The sequence below is a fragment of the Rhizobium sp. Leaf306 genome, from assembly GCF_001423425.1.
Classification (GTDB): Bacteria; Pseudomonadota; Alphaproteobacteria; order Rhizobiales; family Rhizobiaceae; genus Neorhizobium; species Neorhizobium soli.
Genome location: NZ_LMNX01000009.1, coordinates 1 through 14,054, shown reverse-complemented (window position 1 = coordinate 14,054; position 14,054 = coordinate 1). Strand labels below are relative to the sequence as shown.

The window sequence follows — 14,054 nt, the reverse complement described above, 5'->3', positions numbered from 1 at the left end:
GAACCATTTCCCACGATCGACGGAATAATGCGCAAACCGCTGTGGAAGAGGAAACCCGGCGAGACAGCGCAGACTACGAACGCAGAAAACTGCATCGAATAAAAGGGAACAGGGAAATGAACGACATTACGAAATATCTCGCCGGCCGGGTCACCACCGGTGGCATGAACCGCCGCGAATTCATGGGCCGCGCCATGGCAGCGGGCGTGACGCTGGCTGCAGCAAGCCAGCTCTACGCAACCAGCGCCTCCGCACAGGCCCCCAAGAAGGGCGGCAACCTGAAGCTCGGCCTCGAGGGTGGTGCCGCGACCGACAGCATCGATCCCGCCAAGGCGACCTCCCAGGTGATGTTCACCGCGGTCCGCACCTGGGGCGATACGCTGGTCGAAACCCATCCGGAAACCCGCGCACCGGTTCCATCGCTTGCCGAATCCTGGTCGCCATCGCCGGACGCCAAGACCTGGACCTTCAAGATCCGCAAGGGTGTACAGTTCCACGACGGCAAGGAGATGACCACCGACGACGTCGTCGCGACCCTGAAGCGCCATAGCGATAGCAAGACCGAATCCGGTGCAGCCGGCGTTCTGAAATCCATCAAGTCGATCGAAAACAAGAGCGGCGATCTGGTCGTGACGCTCGACAGCGGCAATGCCGACCTTCCCGCGATCTTCACCGACTACCATCTCGTCATCCAGCCGAACGGCGGCGTCGACGCGCCGAACGCCGGCATCGGCACCGGTGCCTACAAGGTGAAGAGCTTCGAGCCTGGCGTTCGCATGACGTTCGAGAAGAACACCAGCGACTGGCGTTCCGACCGCGGTTATGTCGAAACGGTCGAAATCATCACCATGAACGACGCAACCGCCCGTATCGCGGCCTTGTCGTCCGGCCAGGTGCAGTTCATCAACCGCGTCGATCCAAAGACCGTGCCGCTTCTGACCCGCGCCCCGACGGTGCAGCTTCTGACCACGTCCGGCGGCGGCCACTACGTTTTCATCATGCATTGCGACAAGGCGCCGTTCGACAACAACGATCTGCGCATGGCCCTGAAACTGTCCATCGACCGCGAGGAAATGGTCAAGCGCATCCTCGGTGGCTACGGCAAGGTCGGCAACGACTTCCCGATCAACGATACCTATGCACTCTTCCCCGAGGGCATCGAGCAGCGCTCCTACGATCCGGACAAGGCGAAGTTCCACTTCAAGAAATCAGGCCATAGCGGCTCGGTGCTTCTGCGCACGTCGGAAGTTGCCTTCCCGGGCGCTGTCGATGCGTCGGTTCTCTTCCAGCAGAGCGCGAAGAAGGCCGGTATCGACATCGAGATCAAGCGCGAGCCGGGTGACGGCTACTGGTCGAACGTCTGGAACGTGCAGCCGTTCTCGGCCTCCTACTGGGGCAGCCGCGCCACGCAGGACCAGTTCTATTCCGGCGCCTATCTGTCTTCCGCCGACTGGAACGACACCCGCTTCAAGAACGAGAAGTTCGACAAGCTGCTGATCACCGCCCGCGGCGAACTGGATGAAGCCAAACGCCGTGAAATGTACCGCGAGATGGCGGTGCTGGTGCGCGATGAAGGCGGCACGATCCTGCCGATGTTCAACGACTTCGTGAATGCGGCGTCGAAGAAGCTTCAGGGTTACGTCAAGGACATCGGCAACGACATGTCGAACGGCTATGTCGCGACCCGCGTCTGGCTCGACGCCTGATACCCGACAGGGGCTTGTCCAGCCCCGCCGATGAATATGGACCGCAGGAAAACCTGCGGTCTGAACCCTTCATTTCGGATACGGGATCGCGCCATATGTCCAATTCCACAGAGGCTGGCGGCTCGCCGGCCCGCAGCTTGAGAGAGCGCTTTCCGCTGCTGAGCATTATTGCCCAGCGCATGGTGCTTTCGCTGATCCTGCTTCTGGCAGTGTCGGCTCTGATTTTCGGCGGCGTCGAAGCGCTGCCCGGCGATTTCGCCTCCACCTATCTCGGCCAGTCGGCGACACCGGAAGCTGTTGCCAACATCACCGCCGAACTCGGCCTCGACCGGCCCCTTGTCACCCGCTATTTCGACTGGCTGGGCGGCGTCCTGCAGGGTGATTTCGGCACATCCTGGGCAAGCCGCAATTCTGTCTCCGAACAGGTCGGCAACCGGTTGGGCAATTCGCTTTTCCTCGCTGCCTTTGCGGCCGTCATCGCCGTGCCGCTGGCAATCTGTCTCGGCATGCTCTCGGTGCATTTCCGGGATCGCATTCCGGACAAGATCATCAACGTGATCTCGCTTGCGGCCATCTCGCTTCCGGAATTCTTCGTCGGCTACCTGCTGATCCTCTATTTCGCCGTCAATTTCGGCATCGCCACCTTTCCGGCCACCGTTTATCAGGGCATGGGCTTTCTGGAGCGCCTCCAGACGATCGCCCTGCCGACCGCGACACTCGTTCTCGTCGTGCTCGCCCATATGATGCGCATGACGCGGGCGGCGATCCTCTCCGTCATGTCGTCGGCCTATATGGAAACCGCAGAGCTCAAGGGCCTGTCCGGCTGGCGCGCGATCGTCAAGCATGCGGCGCCCAATGCGCTCGCCCCAATCATCAATGTCGTCGCCTTGAACCTCGCCTACCTCGTCGTTGGCGTCGTGGTGGTCGAGGTCGTGTTCGTCTATCCCGGCATGGGTCAGTACATGGTCGATGCTGTGACGGTGCGCGACATGCCGGTCGTCCAGGCCTGCGGCCTGATCTTCGCGGCCGTCTACATCCTCCTCAACATGTTGGCGGACATTCTCGCGATCATCGCCAACCCCCGTCTGAGGCATCCACGATGAGATTGAGAGAAATCCCCATCACCGCCTGGGTCGGCCTGTTCGGTATCGCGCTCGCACTCTTCTGCGCCCTGTTCGCGCCTTGGATTTCCCCTTACGGCGAGACCGAAGTCGTCGGCAATGTCTGGCAGGAGGCCGATGCGCAATTCTTCTTCGGCCTCGACAATCTCGGCCGCGATATCCTCTCGCGCCTGATCTTCGGTGCGCGCACGACGCTGATTGTCGCTTTGGCGGCAACCGTGATTTCCTTTTCGCTCGGGATCATCCTGAGCTTTACCGCCGCCGTTTCAGGTGGTCTGGTCGATACGGTGTTTTCCCGCTTCAACGACCTGATGATGTCGATCCCGACGCTAATCTTTGCGCTCGTGGTGCTGGCCGTGCTGCCGCAACACCTGATCGTACTCATCCTGGTGATGGCGATCCTTGATTCCACCCGCGTGTATCGCCTTGGCCGGGCCGTGGCGCTGGATGTGGCCGTGATGGAATTCGTGGAAGCGGCAAAGCTGCGCGGTGAAGGCAAGATCTGGATCATCTTTCGCGAAATTCTGCCCAACACGCTCTCGCCGCTGCTGGCCGAATTCGGCCTGCGTTTCGCCTTTGCGATCCTGTTTCTCTCCACCCTCTCGTTCCTCGGCCTCGGCATCCAGCCACCGACCGCCGACTGGGGCGGCATGGTGAAGGACAACAAGGACGGCATCATCTTCGGTATTCCCGCAGCCCTAGTGCCTGGAACCGCGATTGCGGCCCTCGCCGTCTGCGTCAACCTCGTGGTCGACTGGCTCCTGAAGCGAACCTCCAGCCTGAAGGGAGGCCGCGGCGATGCATGAAGCTTCATCCCATCTCCTCTCCGTCCGTAACCTCAAGATCGAGGCGACCAGCTATCCGCCGGGCGAGCCTGCCAAGCGCATCACCATCGTCGACGACGTCTCCTTCGATCTTGCCAAGGGCAAGGTTCTAGGCCTGATCGGCGAATCCGGTGCTGGCAAGTCGACGATCGGGCTCGCAGCTTTAGGCTACGGCCGCGGCGGTGCCGAGATCACCGGCGGCGAAGTGAAACTTGATGGCACCGACATCCTGCAACTGGGCAAGGGCGGCATCCGCAAGCTGCGCGGCGCCCGTGTCTGCTACGTGGCGCAATCGGCGGCCGCCGCATTCAACCCCGCCCACAAGCTCGGCGATCAGGTCATCGAGGCCACCGTCAAGCATCGCCTGATGAGCAAGGAAGAGGCCCGCAGCCGCGCCCTCTATCTGTTCCAGGTTCTCGGCCTGCCCAACCCCGAAACCTTCGGCGATCGCTTTCCGCACCAGGTTTCCGGCGGCCAGTTGCAACGCGCCATGACGGCCATGGCGCTTTGCTCCAAACCCGATCTGATCGTGTTCGACGAGCCGACGACCGCGCTCGACGTGACGACGCAGATCGACGTTCTCGCGGCGATCAAGCACGCGATCGAGGAAACCGATACGGCAGCGCTCTACATCACCCACGATCTGGCCGTCGTCGCGCAGATCTCCGACGACATCATGGTGCTGCGCCACGGCAAGATGGTCGAATACGGTCCCGTGCAGGAGATCATCGAGGCACCGAGACAGGATTACACCCGTGCGCTGGTCAATGTGCGCCAGGCAGCCCGCGAGGAGGCAGTTGACCAGACCGAAGCGGTTCTCAGGGTCGATCATGTCAGCGCCCAGTATTCGAACGGGTTCAAGGTGCTGCACGATGTTTCCCTGCATCTGTGCAAGGGCCAGACGCTTGCGGTCGTCGGCGAATCCGGCTCGGGTAAGTCGACGCTGGCGCGCGTCATCACCGGCCTGTTGGCGCCTAGCAGCGGCGCGATCACCTTCGAGGGCCGGCCGCTGACGCCGTTGCTGAAAAGCCGGCCGAGAGACGACCTGCGCCGCATCCAGCTGATCTACCAGATGGCCGATACGGCCATGAACCCGCGCCAGACGGTGCGCGACATCATCGGCCGTCCGCTGACCTTCTATGACGGCCTGCGTGGCTCGGCCAAGACCGCACGCGTCAAGGAACTGCTCGACCAGATCGAGATGGGCACCGGCTTTATCGATCGCTATCCGGCTGAGCTTTCCGGCGGCCAGAAGCAGCGCGTGGCAATTGCCCGCGCCCTTGCCGCAAGGCCCGAGCTCATCCTATGCGACGAACCCACATCGGCGCTCGATCCGCTGGTGGCGGAAGGGATCCTGAAGCTGCTGATGAAGCTGCAGGAAGAACAGCAGCTGTCTTATCTGTTCATCACCCATGACATCGCAATCGTGAAGGCAATCGCCGACTCGGTCGCCGTCATGCATCGCGGCAAGCTCGTCCGCTTCGGGCCGAAATCCCAGGCGCTGTCGCCACCGTTCGACGACTATACCGACCTTCTCCTCAAATCCGTGCCCGAGATGCAGCTCGGCTGGCTGGAGAAAGTGCTTGCGACGCGGCGGATGGAAAGTGCGGGAAATTGAAGATCGATATTTGAGAGCGCATGACCATGACTGACCGTTCCTTCACCGTCATCGAGAACCAGTGGATCAGGCTTGCCGACGGTACCCGACTTGCCGCCCGCATCTGGATGCCTGACAATGCGGACGCCGATCCGGTGCCGGCCGTGTTCGAGTTTCTGCCCTATCGCAAACGGGATGGGACCAGTCCGCGCGACGAATCCACCTACCCGGTGTTTGCGGCAGCTGGCATCGCCGGCGTTCGCGTCGACATCCGCGGCTCCGGGGAATCCGACGGCGTCATCGACGGTGAATATACCGAGCTGGAGCTTGCCAATGCCTGCGAGCTGATCGCCTGGATTGCACAACAGCCCTGGTCGAACGGCAGCGTCGGCATGATGGGCATTTCCTGGGGCGGCTTCAATTGCCTGCAGGTGGCCGCGCTCAGACCACCGGCGCTCAAGGCCGTGATCTCGATCGCCTCGACCACCGACCGCTACAATGACGACATCCATTACAAGAATGGCTGCCACCTGTCGGCCCAGCTGTCCTGGGCAGCCACCATGCTTGCCTATCAGTCGCGCTCGCCCGATCCCGATATCGTCGGCGACCGCTGGCTCGAAATGTGGATGGAGCGGCTGGAAAACGAACCCTTCTTCCTGGAGGAATGGCTTTCCCACCAGCGCCGCGACGGGTTCTGGAAACACGGCTCCATCTGCGAAGATTATGCGGCTATCGAAATTCCAGCGCTCGTCATTGCCGGCTGGGCGGACGGGTATCGCAACACGCCGCTGCTCGCCGTCGAAGGGCTCGGCGACAAGGCGAAGGCACTGCTCGGCCCCTGGGTTCACAAATATCCGCATTTCGCCTGGCCGAAACCGCGCGCCGATTTTCATGGTGAGGCGATCGCTTTCTGGAGCCGCTGGCTGCGGGGTGAGGAGAACGGCATAGAAACCCTGCCCCAGGTTCGCGCCTATATTCTCGACGGCCCGAAACCGGCGGTGCGGCGCGATGTCGATCCGGGCTTCTGGGTCTCCAAGCAGCACTGGAGCGCACCGGAAAGCGAGTGCTTCTACGTCGACCAGTTCGGCTCGCTGCTGGAGGGGATGCCGATCCCGCATGCACCGGCGCACGAGAACTATCTGAAGTCACCGCTCGACACCGGAACCGCAGCCGGCGAATGGTTTACCCTCAAACCCGACGCGGAACTCGCCGGCGACCAGCGCAGCGACGATGCCGGATCGTTGGTCTTCCAAACCGCGCCGCTTGACGAGGCCAAAACCTATCTCGGACGTCCGAGCATCACCTTGACGCTGCGCGCCGATGCGGAACTCGCCAATCTTTGCGCCCGGATTGTCGATGTGCATCCCGACGGCACCGCGACCCGCGTTTCCTTCGGGGTGATCAACCTCACCCATCGCGACGGCAATGAGGATCCGCAGCCGCTCATTCCCGGCCAACCGGTCGAGATCCGCCTCGATCTCGATGCCTGCGGATACCGGTTCGGCGAGGGCCACCGAATCCGGCTATCGCTCTCGACCGCCTACTGGCCGATGATCCTGCCGCCACCTGTCGATCCCGGTGTGACGATCGATATCGCTTCGCTTGGCCTTGCCATGCCGCTTCTCGGCGATCACGAGACATTCGAGATGAAGCAGCCGGCGAACCCGGATCCGCTGCCGAAATATATCGAGCACGCGCCCTCCACTACCCGCCGCAGCGTCACCCGTGACCTTGCTGAAAACCAGACGCGCTACGAAGTGGCTGAAGACACAGGCCTGTTCGAACATCCGGGCACCGGCCTTTCCACCCGGCAGTTGCGCGAGGAGACCTGGTCGATCGACCCGACCGATCCGCTGTCGATGACGGGCACTTCGGTCTGGACCTGCGACATGAGGCGCGACCGGTGGTCCGTCCGTACCGTCTCCACGGCAAAACTCGCCTGCACGGCAACCGACTGGCTGATCAGCGCTTCGGTCCTTGCCTATGACGGAGAGAAGAAGATCTTTGAAAAGACCTTCGAGAAGGCCATTCACCGCGATCACATGTAGGCGTCGCCCGCCGTGGCTGGCGGCCTACGCCGATGTGATTTGACGCCGGGCCGGTATCCCTGAGACAGTCCATGCGAACAGGAGGAGTTCTCATGGCAGTCTTCGCAAATCGTCTGGCGGCGGCAATGCTGAGCGCCGTCGTGATGGCGTTTCCGGCATCGACACTGCGTGCGCAGGAGGCCGCCGTTGCCATTCCGGCGCCGGCGATCGACGAAGCCGCGAAGGGCGATGTCGAGAAGGCCATCTTCGCCGGCGGCTGCTTCTGGGGCGTTCAGGGCGTCTTCCAGCATGTGAAGGGCGTGAGCAACGCCGTTTCCGGCTACTCCGGCGGCGACCAGAAAGGCGCGACCTATGAGACGGTAAGCTCGGGCAGATCGGGCCATGCGGAGGCCGTCGAGATCACCTTCGATCCGAAGCAGGTAAGCTACGGCAAACTGCTGCAGATCTTCTTTTCCGTCGCCCACAATCCGACCCAGCTGAACTACCAGGGTCCTGACCACGGGACGCAGTACCGCTCCGCGATCTTCACCACCAGCGACGATCAGAAAAAGGTAGCCGAGGCCTATATCGCCCAGCTCGATGCGACGAAACTGTATCCAGCCGCCATCGTTACGAAAATCTCCAGGCTTTCCGCCTTCTACCCTGCCGAAAAATATCACCAGGATTTTCTGACGCTAAACCCCAGCTATCCCTATATCGTCTATAACGACATGCCGAAGATCGATAATCTCAAGGCGATCTTCCCAAGTGCATTCCGCGCCGATCCGGTTCTGGTGTCAAAGGCTAAGAGCTAGCCGCCGCCATCTGCCGCACGGCCTCGCAGAGCGCCGCGAAACCGCTGCGCGCGCCAGCACTCATGTGGCGGGCACGCAGCCAGGCATGCACCATCTGCGGCTCCTCGCGGAACGTCGCCTCGACGCCCGCCTCTCGTAGCCGTCGCTCATAGAGCTTACCATCGTCCCGCAACGGATCGAAATGCGCAACGGTGATATAGGCCGGCGGCAGGCCGGATAGGTCGCGAGCCAGAAGCGGATGCGCGACGGGTTCAATTTCTGGCGCCTTGAGGACTGCGCGATAATAGGCGACATCGGCCGTGGTGAGGCCCGGCGCATAGGCCATCTCACGGTAGGAGCCCGACACAAGATCGCCGCCGAGGGCCGGATAGATCAGCACCTGGCCGGCAATCCCAGAAAGTCCTTCGTCCCGCGCCCGCAACGCAAGCCCCGCCGCAAGATTGCCGCCGGCGCTGTCGCCGATGAGCACGACCTTTCGGCCCTCGCCCAAAAGCTGCTTCAGCACGCCGAAACAATCGTCCGTCTGGGCCGGCCAGACATGTTCTGGCGCAAGTCGGTAATCGACCGAGACCAGTTCCGCCTGGGCAAAATCGGCAATCTCCGCACAGATCGCGTGGTGACTTTCCAGCGACCCCACCACGAACCCGCCGCCATGCAGGTAAAGAAGAACAGTTTCGCTACTGATCATCGCGGGTCGGTAACGCCGGATGGGCACGACGAGCATCTCGTCCTGAAACGTCAGACCTTGCGGCAGCGGCCGGTCGAACCGGGCGCAGAGCGCATCATACCAGCCCCGCTGCTGGTCGATCGGCGCATCCACGGCATCGGCAGGATAAAAGCGATCGCAGATATTGAGAAATTCGAGGATCCCCGGCTCTTCCGGAAACGGGCCGGACTTCTGGTCGCTCTCTGACATCGGCAAGGCACTCCCAAGGAATGCGGGATACTATGCGCAACCTTCGCCACAGGGCAACAACGGCAGTGCGATCACCAACTACTCCGTGCTGATCTTCGCCTTGACGAAGACATCGTAGCGGGTGCTTTTCCCCAATATCTGATGGGACGGTTTGCGCACGCCCGCCATCGGATCGGCGCGCAACGGCCACTTCAGCACGACCCGGTTTTGGGCCGCCTCCAGCGCGACCTGCATGAGCTGCACCGAATCCGCATCGGTCCCGACGATATCCCGGATCAGCCGCATCTCTTTCTTGACGAGAGCCGTTTTGTCGCGTGGCGGATGCATGGGATCGATCAGGATCACCTGCGGCTTCATCTGCGGCAGCAGAACGCAGGAATCCCCATGCACCAGCGTCATCCGGGACACGGTTTCCGCATGACGCCCGCCTTCGGCCCTCGCCCGTTCGAGCCCTTCCAGAAGCAGCGCATGCATCGTTTCGGATCGCTCGATCAGCGTGACGCGCGCGCCGAGCGATGCCAGCAGAAACGCATCGCGGCCAAGACCCGCCGTCGCATCGACAACATCAGGGATCGTGCCGCTCGAAAACCCGACGGCCTTCGGCAGGTCCTGTTTGCGGCCCTCGCCGGAACGGAAACGGTGACCGACTGCGCCGCCGACAAAATCGACGATCAGCGGCGTTTTCTCGAGGTTTTGTGCCAATGTCCGATCTCAGAAGGGCGTTGGAGCGGTGAACGTGACGTCCGAACCGTCAGGATGGCGGAAGCTTAGTTCTTCGGCATGGAGAAGCAAACGGTTCGCAGCCAGAAGCGCATCGCCATCCGCGTAGAACGCGTCGCCGAGGATGACGTGACCGAGCGCTTTCATATGCACGCGCAGCTGATGGGTGCGGCCCGTCAGCGGATACAGCCGCAGCCGCGTCCTTTTCTCGCCATATCCCATCACCTGCCAGCGTGTCTGGGCAGGCTTGCCGTGATCGGTGTCGACGCGGTGGCGCGGCTTGTTGTCTGGATCGATCGCCAACGGCAGATTGACCACGCCTTCCGCCTGCTCAACCCTTCCCCAGACCTCGGCCACATAGGATTTCCGCGTGGTGCGCCCTTCAAACTGCGCTGCGACAAGCGCATGCCCCCGGCGGTTGAGCGACATCACCACGACACCGGATGTATCCTTGTCCAGACGGTGCACGATCAGCGCCTCCGGATACTCTTTCTGCACCCGCGTCAAAAGACTGTCCGACAGCGCCGGATGCCGCCCGGGCACCGAAAGCAGGCCGCTCGGCTTGTTGAACACAAGCAGATGCGCATCGCGATGCAGCAGCGAAAGATAGGGATCCTGCGGCGGGTTATAGATCGGATCGGCATCTGAAAGCACGTTCATGGCGACCATCTACCAATGATTCCGTCGTGGCGGAAGCTCCCCAACAGCGCTCCGCAGCAGGCCGATGGCGAAAACCGGGCCGAAACACTTGCAAATCCCGGTCCGGTTCTGAACTGTCGCTTCCGACACCTCACGCAAGACCGCATCGACATCCCCATGGCCACGAAGACGACCCTCAACGCGAAGAACCTTGAAGCGCTCGGCACGCAACGGCTTGCCGAGCTGCTGATCGAGATCAGCATGGGCAGCGCCGCAAACAAGCGCAAGCTTCGAATGGAACTGGCCGGCAGCCACAGCAGCGAAGAAGTGGCGCGCGAAGTTCGCAAGCGGCTCGGCAGCATCGCGCGCGCCCGAACCGTCATCAGCTGGCGGCGGGTAAAATCGACGAAGGCCGACCTCGAAACCCAGCGCAAGACGATCGTCGAGACCGTGGCACCGGACGATCCGGGCGAAGGCTTCGAGCTGATCTGGCAGTTCCTTGCCCTCGGTGAGCCGATCTTCGACAGAACGGACGATGCGAGCGGCGCGCTGCTTGCAAGTTTCCATCAAGCCTGCAGCGATGCTGGCATCATCGCCAGCGGATCAGGCATCGACCCCGATATTCTTGCCGACAGGGTTCTGGCGGCGGTTCAGAACAATGGCCACGGCCAATTCGACCCGTTCATTCCAGCCATGGCCCCGGCCCTCGGCACTCAAGGCCTCGACCGCCTGAAATCGCTGCTTGTGCAGTGGTTGAACGAGCCCGACGAAAGCGCCCGGGAAAGCATCGGCACCACCTCACCGAGGCACGACCGGCATGATGAGACGACAGTGCGTATCGCGCTTCAGGCAATCGCCGATGCCACAGGAGATGTGGATGCCTACATTGGCGAACAGCCGGAGAAAACCCGACGGATACCGGCAATCGCTGCCGAAATAGCTCGCCGTCTCCTCTCCGCAGGGCGCGCCGAAGAAGCGCTGCAGGCGCTCGATGGCGCCGAAATAACCGGTTCGCCAGACCGCGAGATCGAATGGCAGCTCGCCCGCGCCGAGACGCTGGAAACCCTGGGACGCACCGAGGAAGCCCAGGCCGATCGCTGGCGATGGTTCGAACAGTCGCTCAGCGACATTCACCTGCGCGCATTCTTGAAACGCCTGCCGGACTTCGACGATATGGACGCCGAGGAAAGAGCGTTTGCCTATGCCCAGACTTCCCCGGATGTTCACCAGGCCCTCGCCTTCTTCCTGCGCTGGCCGGCACTCACCCAGGCAGCACGACTCGTGACAACCAGGACGGCAGAACTGAATGGCGATCTCTACGAACTGATGACATCAGCTGCCGAGATGCTCGCCCCCCATCATCCGCTCGCCGCAACCCTGATCCTGCGCAGCATGATCGACTTCTCGCTCGATCATGGAAAAGCCAGCCGCTACAAGCACGCAGCCCGGCACCTCGGCACAGCCCAAGCCCTCGCGCCCCATATCCTCGATCCCGGCACGCTCATGTCCCACGCGGCCTATGTCGCAGCGCTAAAGCGCCTGCACGCAAACAAGCGTGGCTTCTGGAACCATGTGGCGTGAGGACTTGGTAGCGTTAGGCAAATCTGCCTTGTCCGGCACCCAATATGGCGCCGGACAAGGGTAGCGGGCTGCACTCGGCCGGTGAGATCACGCGGCTTTCGTCAGGTCCCCATGCGGATCCAGCACGTATTTGACCGCGGCCCCCTGATCGAAGCTTTCATAGCCTTGCGCCGCCTCATCAAGCGAGATGATCTTTGCGTTGACGATGTCGGCGATCGGCAGACGGTCGTGAAGGATGGCTTGCATGAGCTGACGATTGTATTTCAACACCGGCGTCTGGCCCGTGTGGAAGGACTGGGCCTTCGCCCAGCCGAGACCCAGCCGAAGCGACAGACTGCCCTTTTTTGCGGCGTCATCCACCGCACCAGGATCTTCCGTCACATAAAGGCCGGGAATGCCGATGGAGCCCGCCGCGCGGGTGATCTCCATCATCTGGTTCAAAACGATAGCCGGCTGTTCGCCACCCGAATGTCCGCGGGCTTCGAAACCGACAGCATCGATGGCGCTATCGACCTCGTCTGTCCCAACCACCTCGGCGATCATGTCCCCGAGCCGGTCGCTTTTCGACAGATCGATCGGCTCGAAGCCGACCTTTGCGGCGTGGGCAAGACGATCCTTGTTGAAGTCTCCGATCATCACGACCGCTGCACCGAGAATGCGCGCTGACGCCGCAGCCGCAAGACCGACCGGACCGGCGCCCGCGACATAGACCGTCGACCCGACCCCGACGCCTGCCTTGACCGCCCCATGAAAACCAGTCGGCAGGATATCCGACAGCATCGTCAGATCGCGGACCTTCGACATCGCCCGGTCGCGATCCGGGAATTTCAAAAGATTGAAATCGGCATAGGGAACAGTGACATAACGCGCCTGGCCGCCGATCCAGCCGCCCATATCGACATAACCATAGGCGCCGCCCGCGCGCGACGGATTGACGGTGAGGCAGACGCCCGTATCCTGCGACTTGCAGCAGCGGCAGCGGCCACAGGCGACGTTGAAGGGCACGGAAACGATATCACCGATCTCAAGCATCTCGACATCGACGCCCTTTTCGATGACCTCGCCGGTAATTTCGTGGCCAAGCACGAGACCCGGCAAGGCCGTCGTGCGCCCGCGCACCATATGCTGGTCTGACCCGCAGATATTGGTGGAAATCACTTTCAGGATAACGCCATGCTCGATCCGGCGTCCATCCGGCGCCTCAAGCTTGGCGTCGTCGATATCCCTCACCTCGACCTTGCCCGGCCGCAAATACACGACACCTCTGTTCCTGCTCATGCCCATTCCTCCTCTGGGTTAGACGGAAAGCCAATGCTGCTCGCCGGCAGTTCGCTAGAAGCGGCACTTCCGCCGCATTCCCTGATCTCTTCCTCCTCGAAAAGATCAGGCGAGCAAAACAATGTACCTCAACCCCAGCAGCAGACCACCATCATTCCCATTCGACTGCCGCGACAACGACATGCGGAGATGCAATGGCGACGAGTGGCGATTTGGCGAGGAAGACTTCCGAATAGCGCACAGGTCAGAGCGCCCGAAGAACAGACAAGACGTCATTCAGGAACGCCGCTCCGACGTGGAAACGCTGTGACTGCGTTAAGGCAGATGGAGGTGTGTTAATTTCTATGACGAACGGTAAGCAGAGGTTGCTTCGAGCGCGGAACACACCCGATGGTACAAGGGCGCAGGCGAGAGATTCCACAGGGTAATGGGAGCCTCACGGCTTAAGGTTCGGCATGGCGGAGAGGGTGTCCGAACCGCATCTTCTCCAAGGCGTTTCAGAACGATGCAAAGTGGTTCAATATCAATGCGTTAAATCACTTGAGCGTTTCACTGAGACTCACCGCGTTACCTGTTATTCCACCCCCAAAGTGGGTCCGCAGGAGAACAGGATGCCAACAAATCAACTTACCGACAAACGTATTTGAATAGCCCCGAGTTTCCTAGACACCCTCGGGTTAAGTTTTCTGCTGCTTTTCGAACTCTACGGGCGACAGCATCCCGTTTCTGACATGTTTGCGCTTCGGGTTGTAGAACATCTCGATATAGTCGAACACGTCCTGCCTGGCTTCGTCTCTTGAGCGATAGACCTTCCGGCGTATCCGCTCCCG

The 14,054-nt window shown here is 61.5% G+C and carries 12 protein-coding genes; 7 read left to right on the top strand and 5 right to left on the bottom strand.

The genetic code is table 11. From position 1 onward, the window contains the following. Window positions 1-116: 116 nt before the first annotated feature. The 6 genes from ASG19_RS23165 (at window position 117) to msrA (ending at window position 8,090) form a co-directional block, all read left to right on the top strand. Window positions 117-1,706 (top strand): ABC transporter substrate-binding protein, encoded by a 1,590-nt coding sequence (locus ASG19_RS23165; RefSeq protein ID WP_062463547.1) that lies wholly within the window; start codon window positions 117-119, stop codon window positions 1,704-1,706. Between the two features lie 95 nt (window positions 1,707-1,801). Continuing rightward, window positions 1,802-2,809 carry an ABC transporter permease gene (locus ASG19_RS23160; protein ID WP_062463661.1) on the top strand — a complete coding sequence of 336 codons (1,008 nt, stop codon included), beginning with the start codon at window positions 1,802-1,804 and terminating at the stop codon, window positions 2,807-2,809. Continuing rightward, the gene (locus ASG19_RS23155; RefSeq protein ID WP_062463545.1) at window positions 2,806-3,633 is read left to right on the top strand and encodes an ABC transporter permease; all 828 of its coding nucleotides are present in this window, start codon (window positions 2,806-2,808) and stop codon (window positions 3,631-3,633) included. The genes ASG19_RS23160 and ASG19_RS23155 overlap by 4 nt, the downstream gene beginning before the upstream one ends. Continuing rightward, the gene (locus ASG19_RS23150; protein ID WP_062463542.1) at window positions 3,626-5,269 is read left to right on the top strand and encodes an ABC transporter ATP-binding protein; all 1,644 of its coding nucleotides are present in this window, start codon (window positions 3,626-3,628) and stop codon (window positions 5,267-5,269) included. Before ASG19_RS23155 ends, ASG19_RS23150 begins: the two co-directional genes overlap by 8 nt. 20 nt (window positions 5,270-5,289) lie before the next feature. Further along, window positions 5,290-7,296 carry a CocE/NonD family hydrolase gene (locus tag ASG19_RS23145; protein ID WP_200933945.1) on the top strand — a complete coding sequence of 669 codons (2,007 nt, stop codon included), beginning with the start codon at window positions 5,290-5,292 and terminating at the stop codon, window positions 7,294-7,296. 92 nt (window positions 7,297-7,388) lie between these two features. Beyond that, a complete protein-coding gene (gene msrA / locus ASG19_RS23140) occupies window positions 7,389-8,090 on the top strand; it encodes a peptide-methionine (S)-S-oxide reductase MsrA (protein ID WP_062463539.1) in 702 nt (233 codons plus the stop codon). Here msrA and ASG19_RS23135 read toward each other — a convergent pair. From ASG19_RS23135 to ASG19_RS23125, 3 genes are all read right to left on the bottom strand, one after another. Next, window positions 8,080-9,006: an alpha/beta hydrolase gene (locus ASG19_RS23135; RefSeq protein WP_062463536.1), complete on the bottom strand. Its 927-nt coding sequence runs from the start codon at window positions 9,004-9,006 to the stop codon at window positions 8,080-8,082. The two genes, msrA and ASG19_RS23135, sit on opposite strands and share 11 nt — an antisense overlap. 78 nt (window positions 9,007-9,084) lie before the next feature. Next, window positions 9,085-9,708 (bottom strand): class I SAM-dependent methyltransferase, encoded by a 624-nt coding sequence (locus ASG19_RS23130; RefSeq protein WP_062463532.1) that lies wholly within the window; start codon window positions 9,706-9,708, stop codon window positions 9,085-9,087. Between the two features lie 9 nt (window positions 9,709-9,717). Further along, complete coding sequence (locus ASG19_RS23125; protein ID WP_062463655.1) at window positions 9,718-10,386, bottom strand: pseudouridine synthase; 669 nt, start codon at window positions 10,384-10,386, stop codon at window positions 9,718-9,720. Between the two features lie 156 nt (window positions 10,387-10,542). Here ASG19_RS23125 and ASG19_RS23120 point away from each other — a divergent pair, with 156 nt between their 5' ends. Then, the gene (locus tag ASG19_RS23120; protein ID WP_062463652.1) at window positions 10,543-11,946 is read left to right on the top strand and encodes a DUF6880 family protein; all 1,404 of its coding nucleotides are present in this window, start codon (window positions 10,543-10,545) and stop codon (window positions 11,944-11,946) included. Window positions 11,947-12,033: 87 nt separating this feature from the next. Here the strand turns inward: ASG19_RS23120 and fdhA are convergent, their stop codons facing one another. Then, window positions 12,034-13,224 (bottom strand): formaldehyde dehydrogenase, glutathione-independent, encoded by a 1,191-nt coding sequence (gene fdhA, locus ASG19_RS23115; RefSeq protein WP_062463529.1) that lies wholly within the window; start codon window positions 13,222-13,224, stop codon window positions 12,034-12,036. A 677-nt stretch (window positions 13,225-13,901) separates the two neighbouring features. Next, a partial coding sequence (locus ASG19_RS23110) for an IS3 family transposase (RefSeq protein ID WP_156466600.1) occupies window positions 13,902-14,054 on the bottom strand: 153 nt, incomplete at its 5' end.